This window comes from Streptomyces sp. NPDC002265, from assembly GCF_040296125.1.
GTDB lineage: Bacteria > Actinomycetota > Actinomycetes > Streptomycetales > Streptomycetaceae > Streptomyces.
On record NZ_JBEOWS010000459.1, the window covers coordinates 1 to 6,402 of the forward strand.

The 6,402-nt window shown below is 71.0% G+C and carries 5 protein-coding genes; 4 read left to right on the top strand and 1 reads right to left on the bottom strand.

Annotated features, from left to right (window positions below; genetic code table 11):
* The first annotated feature begins 297 nt into the window (after window positions 1-297).
* From acsA to ABT085_RS42470, 4 genes are read left to right on the top strand one after another with little or no spacing between them, the layout of a single operon-like run.
* A complete protein-coding gene (acsA, locus tag ABT085_RS42455) occupies window positions 298-2,088 on the top strand; it encodes an acetate--CoA ligase (RefSeq protein ID WP_351621344.1) in 1,791 nt (596 codons plus the stop codon).
* Complete coding sequence (gene pdhA / locus ABT085_RS42460; RefSeq protein ID WP_351621347.1) at window positions 2,085-3,140, top strand: pyruvate dehydrogenase (acetyl-transferring) E1 component subunit alpha; 1,056 nt, start codon at window positions 2,085-2,087, stop codon at window positions 3,138-3,140. The genes acsA and pdhA overlap by 4 nt, the downstream gene beginning before the upstream one ends.
* 2 nt (window positions 3,141-3,142) lie before the next feature.
* The gene (locus ABT085_RS42465; protein ID WP_351621349.1) at window positions 3,143-4,132 is read left to right on the top strand and encodes an alpha-ketoacid dehydrogenase subunit beta; all 990 of its coding nucleotides are present in this window, start codon (window positions 3,143-3,145) and stop codon (window positions 4,130-4,132) included.
* A gap of 2 nt (window positions 4,133-4,134) precedes the next feature.
* The gene (locus tag ABT085_RS42470) at window positions 4,135-5,622 is read left to right on the top strand and encodes a dihydrolipoamide acetyltransferase family protein (RefSeq protein WP_351621352.1); all 1,488 of its coding nucleotides are present in this window, start codon (window positions 4,135-4,137) and stop codon (window positions 5,620-5,622) included.
* A 36-nt stretch (window positions 5,623-5,658) separates the two neighbouring features.
* On the opposite strand, the gene ABT085_RS42475 is transcribed toward ABT085_RS42470, so the two are convergent.
* Window positions 5,659-6,402, bottom strand: a 744-nt coding sequence (locus tag ABT085_RS42475; RefSeq protein WP_351621354.1) for an RNA-guided endonuclease TnpB family protein, incomplete at its 5' end; no start/stop codon positions are given.

A 6,402-nucleotide genomic window follows, 5' to 3' on the forward strand; every position in this document is an offset into this window, starting at 1 on the left:
AATCCGCGGTCTCCCGGGCTCTGGCAGCCGTACGGCCGTGGGGCACCGGCCAGGCACCGGTCTTCCGCCGCCCCTACATGGAACCGGACTAGCCAAGGCCCACGAGGTGGCACGAAAAGTGCAGAACGAGCGGAGCCGCGCACCGTGCGATTCGGGCCCGCAAGGAGCGGCCGCCCCGGCTGCACGACGCCGTAGATGCGACCACCGGTGCGTCGGACCGTCTCCCCACCTCCGAAGTGCAGTCACGGCCCGGCTCCGCGACCCTGGAGATCGGGGGCAGTGCCGGGAGGAGCACCGATGCACTGGGAAACCATCCTCAAGGACGCCGACCCCGCGGTGCCACCGCGTCTCGGCGACTACGACCGGACCCGTTCGGCCTTCACGTGGTCGCAGGCACGCAGTGAGCTGGCCGGGCTCCCCGGTGGCGGCCTCAACATGGCTCACGAGGCGGTCGATCGGCACGCGGCTTCGGGCAACGCGGACAAGGCCGCGCTGAGGTGCGTGGCCCGGGACGACTCCGTCGCCATCGTCACGTACGCCGAACTGGCCCGCCGTACCGCCCGGTTCGCGAACGTCCTCAGATCGCTCGGCGTCGGCCACGGGGACCGGGTGTTCACACTGCTCGGCCGCTGCCCCGAGCTGTACACGACGGTCCTGGGCACGCTGAAGAACACCAGTGTCCTGTGTCCGCTCTTCTCGGCGTTCGGCCCCGACCCGGTCGAGCAACGGCTGCGTCTCGGTGACGCGCGCGTCCTGGTCACCACCGCGGACCTCTACCGGCGCAAGGTCGCCGAGCGCCGGGCGTCGCTGCCCGGCTTGGGGCACGTCCTGATCGTCGGCCCCGGCGCCGCCGAGCTGCCCGGCACCGCTTCCTTCGACGGCCTGATGTCCATCGTCCCCGATGTCTTCGCCATTCCGCCGACGTCCCCCGACGACATGGCCCTGCTGCACTTCACCAGCGGAACCACCGGCACGCCCAAGGGCGCGGTCCACGTCCACGAGGCCGTCGTCGCCCACTACGCCACCGCCGCCTACGCCCTCGACCTGCACCCCGAGGACGTGTACTGGTGCACCGCCGACCCCGGCTGGGTCACCGGCATGTCGTACGGCGTCATCGCCCCGCTCGTCCACGGTGTGACTGCGGTCGTCGACGAGGGCGACTACGACGCCCGGCGCTGGTACCGGATCCTCGGCGAACAACGCGTCTCCGTCTGGTACACCGCTCCGACGGCCCTGCGCATGCTGATGCGCGCCACACCGCGCCAGGGCCCCTACGACCTGCCGCGCTCACACGACCTCTCGGCCCTCCGCTTCATCGCCTCCGTCGGCGAGCCCCTCAACCCGGAGGCTGTCGTGTGGGGCAGGGACGTGCTGAGCCTGCCGGTGCACGACAACTGGTGGCAGACGGAGACCGGCTGCATCATGATCGCGAACTTCGCGGCCTGCGAGATCCGGCCCGGCTCGATGGGACGGCCCCTGCCGGGCGTCGAGGCGACCGTGCTGCAGCAGGGCGAGGACGGCAGGGCCCTGGTCGTCGACGGCAGGGTCACGCAAGTGCGCACCCCCGGCGTCGAGGGCGAGCTGGCGCTGCGGCCGGGATGGCCGTCGATGTTCCGCGGCTATCTGCACGACGAGGAGCGCTACGAAGCGGCGTTCGCGGACGGCTGGTATCTGACCGGCGATCTGGTGCGCCGGGACGCCGACGGCTGGTACTGGTTCGTGGGACGCGCCGACGACGTGATCAAGTCGGCGGGGCATCTCATCGGCCCGTTCGAGGTGGAGAGCGCACTGATGGAACACCCATCGGTGGCCGAGGCCGGGGTGATCGGACGGCCGGACCCGGTCGCCGGGAACGTCGTCAAGGCATTCGTGTCTTTGCGCCCGGGGGTGGAGCCGACCCCGGACCTGGAGCGGGAACTGCTCGGCTTCGGCCGCAGCAAGCTGGGACCCGCCGTCGCTCCCCGCGAGATCGCCTTCGACCAGCACCTGCCCAAGACCCGCAGCGGCAAGGTGATGCGCCGGCTGCTGCGCGCACGCGAACTCGGCCTGCCCACCGGCGACCTGTCCACGTTGGAGGGATCAGCATGACCCCGGCCCGCCCCAGCAGTACCCGCAAGTCCCCGTCGCCCCGGAAGGACGCCAGGAAGACCACGAAGGCCGCGCCCGGTGCGGACGAGCACCGCGTCGACCTGCTGGAGGCGATGCTGCGCATCCGGCGCTTCGAGGAGCGGTGCGTCGAGCTGTACAGCGCCACGAAGATCCGCGGCTTCGTCCACCTCTACATCGGCGAGGAGGCCGTCGCCGTCGGCGTCAACGAGGCGCTGACCCCCGAGGACGCCATCGTCGCCACCTACCGCGAGCACGGCCATGCCCTGGCCCGCGGCATCACGGCCGAGGCGGTCATGGCCGAGATGTACGGCAGGACGACCGGATGCAGCGGCGGCCGGGGCGGGTCCATGCACCTGTTCGACGCGGGTCGGCGCTTCTACGGCGGCAACGCCATCGTCGCCGGCGGACTCCCCCTGGCCGCCGGCCTCGCGCTCGCCGACCGCATGCGCGGACAGAACGGTGTCACCTGCTGCTTCTTCGGCGACGGGGCCTTCGCCGAGGGCGAGTTCCACGAGACGGCGAACCTCGCGGCCCTGTGGAACCTGCCTCTGTTGTTCGTATGCGAGAACAATCTCTACGCCATGGGCACGGCTCTGGGGCGGCACCAGGCACAGACGGACCTGGCGATGCGCGCCACCTCCTACGGCATGGTCGCCTGGTCCGTGGACGGCATGGACGTCGAGGCCGTGGAACAGGCGGCCCAACGGGCCGTCGAGGGCATCCGGACCGGCACCGGCCCGCACTTCCTGGAACTGCGCACCTACCGCTTCCGCGCGCACTCGATGTACGACCCCGACCGCTACCGCGACAAGGCAGAGATCGAACGGTGGAAGTCCCGCGACCCGATCACCGTGCTCATGGACCGCATGCGCGAGAGCGGTGCGCCGGTCGACAAGGACGCCGCCCGGATCGAGCGGCGGATCGCGGCAGAGATCGACGACGCTGTCGAAGCTGCCGAGCAGGCGCCGGAGGAGCCGGTGGAGAATTTGCTCCGGCACGTCACCAGCGCACCGGCGCAGGCGGTGATCTGACCATGGGCGCCGAAACCGCGGCCGGGACGACGTACCGGGAGGCCATGCGCGAGGCGCTGCGGGAGGCGCTGCGCTCGGACGACCGTGTCTTCCTCATGGGCGAGGACGTGGGCCGCTACGGCGGCTGCTTCGGCGTCAGCCTCGGCCTGCTGGAGGAGTTCGGCCCCGAACGCGTCCGTGACACCCCGCTGTCGGAGTCGGCGTTCGTGGGCGCCGGGATCGGCGCGGCCCTGGCCGGGATGCGGCCGATCGTCGAGATCATGACCGTCAACTTCAGCCTGCTCGCCCTCGACCAGATCCTCAACAACGCCGCCACCCTGCTGCACATGTCGGGCGGTCAGCTCGCCGTACCGCTGGTCATCCGCATGACCACGGGTGCCGGTCGGCAGCTCGCGGCACAGCACTCGCACAGCCTGGAGGGCTGGTACGCGCATATCCCCGGCATCCGCGTCCTCGCCCCCGCCACCCTGCAGGACGCCCGCCACATGCTGGCCCCGGCGCTCGCCGACCCCGACCCGGTACTGATCTTCGAGCACGGCAGCCTCTACAACGTGTCGGGCGAACTCCCGCCGTCCGCGGAACCGGTGGACCTGGATCACGCGGTGATCCTCCGCTCCGGCACCGACATCTCCCTGATCACCTACGGGGGTTCGCTGTCCAAGGCCCTCACGGCGGCCGACGAGCTGGCCACCGGTGGCATCAGCGCCGAAGTGATCGACCTGCGCACGCTCCGTCCCCTCGACGTCAAGGCTGTCACGGCCTCCGTGGCCCGCACGCACCGCGCGGTGGTCGTCGACGAGGCATGGCGGACGGGAAGCCTGGCCGCCGAGGTGTCCGCCCGTATCGCGGAGGACGCGTTCTACGAACTGGACGCTCCCGTCGAGCGGGTGTGCAGTGCCGAGGTTCCTATGCCGTACGCCCGGCACCTGGAGCAAGCCGCTCTGCCGCAGTCGGCCGACATCGTCGCGGCGGCCCACCGGGCGGTGGGCTGACCATGGCCGAGTTCACCATGCCGTCCCTCGGCGCCGACATGGACGAGGGCACCCTGCTGGAATGGCTCGTGCGACCGGGTGACCCCGTCCGCAAGGGCGATCCGGTCGCGGTCGTCGAGACCGCGAAATCGACGATCGAGGTGGAGTGCTTCGAGACCGGGACCATGGCGGAGTTGCTGGTCGAGCCGGGCGCGACGGTGCCGGTGGGCACACCGCTCGCGGTGATCGGGGCGGCGGTGAAGGAGGGCGTTGGCAAACCTGGGAAGCGAACGGCTCGCCGTGCCCCGAAGAAGGACGAGCCCGCCGAACCGGCACCGGCTGCGCCACCTCCCTTGCCTCCGCCGCCTCGTCCCGCTTCGCCCGCAGCCGAGCCCGTGCTCGCGCCTCCGGTCCCGGCCCCCGCACCCGCACCCGCACCCGCACCCGCACCCGCACCCGCACCCGCACCCGCACCCGACACGGTCCTGCAATCCGGCCACATCGAAGCGGGTCCCCTGATCAGACACCTCGCGGAGCACAGTGGCGTCGATCTGGAGACACTGCGCGGCACCGGACCGGGAGGTCGCGTCACCCGGACCGACGTAGAGAGGGCGGCAGGCGCCCGTTCCACCGCTCGGCCGCCGCGCGCGCGGGCCACCCCGTTCGCCCGGCGGCTCGCCTCGGAACTCGGCGTCGACCTGAGCACGGTGGCGGGCACGGGCAAGGATTCGGCTGTCCGTGCAGCGGACGTGCGGCAGGCCGCGGCCGGTGCGGCCGCACCGGCCGCGCCCACGGACGCACGTCCCGCCGCTGAACGCCAGGCCGCCGCGCCGCCGTCCGACGACCGGGCAGCGACCATGCGCCGAGCGATCGCCGGCCTCATGAGCCGCGCCAACCGGGACATTCCCCACTACTACCTCTCCACGACCGTGGACATGACCGCCTCGATGAACTGGCTGCACGAACACAACCGGCGCACCCCGGTCGGCGAACGGCTCCTGCCGACGGCCCTCATGCTCAAGGCGGCGGCGCTGGCCGCGCGGGAAGTCCCCGAGCTCAACGGTTCCTGGACCGACGACCGCTTCACGGCCGGCGAGGGGGTGCACCTCGGCGTGGCGCTGTCCCTGCACGGTGGAGGACTCGTCGCCCCCACGTTGCGCGACGCCGACGCTCTCCCGCTCCCGCAACTGATGGCCACCCTGAAGGACCTGGTCACCCGGGCACGCACGGGCAGACTGCGCGGTTCCGAGATGTCCGACGCCACGATCACCGTCACCAGCCTCGGCGATCAGGGGGTCGAAGCCGTCTTCGGCGTGATCCATCCCCCGCAGGTGGCCCTGGTCGGCTTCGGCCGGGTCGTCGACCGGCCATGGGCCGTCGACGGCCTGCTCGGCGTACGTCCTGTGGTCACGGCGACCCTCTCCGCCGACCACCGCGCGACGGACGGTGCGGTCGGCGCCCGCTACCTCACGGCCCTCACCCGACTCCTGCAGAAACCGGAGCAGTTGTGAACTTGACTTCCTCCCCCTCCTGAAGGAGGGGGATTCCTACGGCTCGCGCCGTAGGGGTTTCTGCTTCATCGCCGACTGCCCGCCCGGAGTACTCCGTTGAGGTCTTACACCAGCTCCACAGACAGACGCCGTCAGCCCGACGGCCAGAATGTTCTTCGCCACGTTCACGTCCCGATCGTGGGTCGCCCCACAGCCACACGTCCACGCGCGGACGTCCAGCGGCATCCTGTCCTGCAGGGTGCCGCATGCGGAGCACAGCTTGGAGGACGGGAACCAGCGGTCGATCACGATCACTTCGCGGCCGTACCACCGGGCCTTGTACTCCAGCATGCCCCGAAACTCCGACCACGCCGCATCGCCGATGGCACGGGCCAGGTGGCCGTTCTTCACCATGTTCCGCACCGCGAGATCCTCGATCACGATCGTTTGATTTTCACGAACGAGCCGAGTGGTGAGCTTGTGCAGGTGATCACGCCTGCGGTCGGTGATCCGGGCGTAGACCTTGGCGACCTTCCGGCGGGCCTTGTCCCGGTTCGCTCCGTCACCCAGAGCCTTGCGGGCAAGCTGTCGCTGGGCCTGGGCGAGACGGGCGCGGTCACGGCGTTCATGCCAGGGGTTGAAAACCTTCTCGCCGGTCGAGAGGGTCAGCAAATGCTCCAGCCCGACGTCGATGCCGACGGCCGCGTCGGTGGCAGGCAGCGGTTGCACGGACGGGTCCTCGCACAGCAGGGACACGTACCAGCGTCCGGCCGCGTCCTGCGACACGGTCACCGTGGACGG

Excerpts from the sequence above, each read along its gene's own strand:
- pdhA (WP_351621347.1), top strand. The coding sequence starts at position 2,085 with ATGACCCCGGCCCGCCCCAGCAGTACCCGCAAGTCCCCGTCGCCCCGG.
- acsA (WP_351621344.1), top strand. The coding sequence starts at position 298 with ATGCACTGGGAAACCATCCTCAAGGACGCCGACCCCGCGGTGCCACCG.
- ABT085_RS42465 (WP_351621349.1), top strand. The coding sequence starts at position 3,143 with ATGGGCGCCGAAACCGCGGCCGGGACGACGTACCGGGAGGCCATGCGC.
- ABT085_RS42470 (WP_351621352.1), top strand. The coding sequence starts at position 4,135 with ATGGCCGAGTTCACCATGCCGTCCCTCGGCGCCGACATGGACGAGGGC.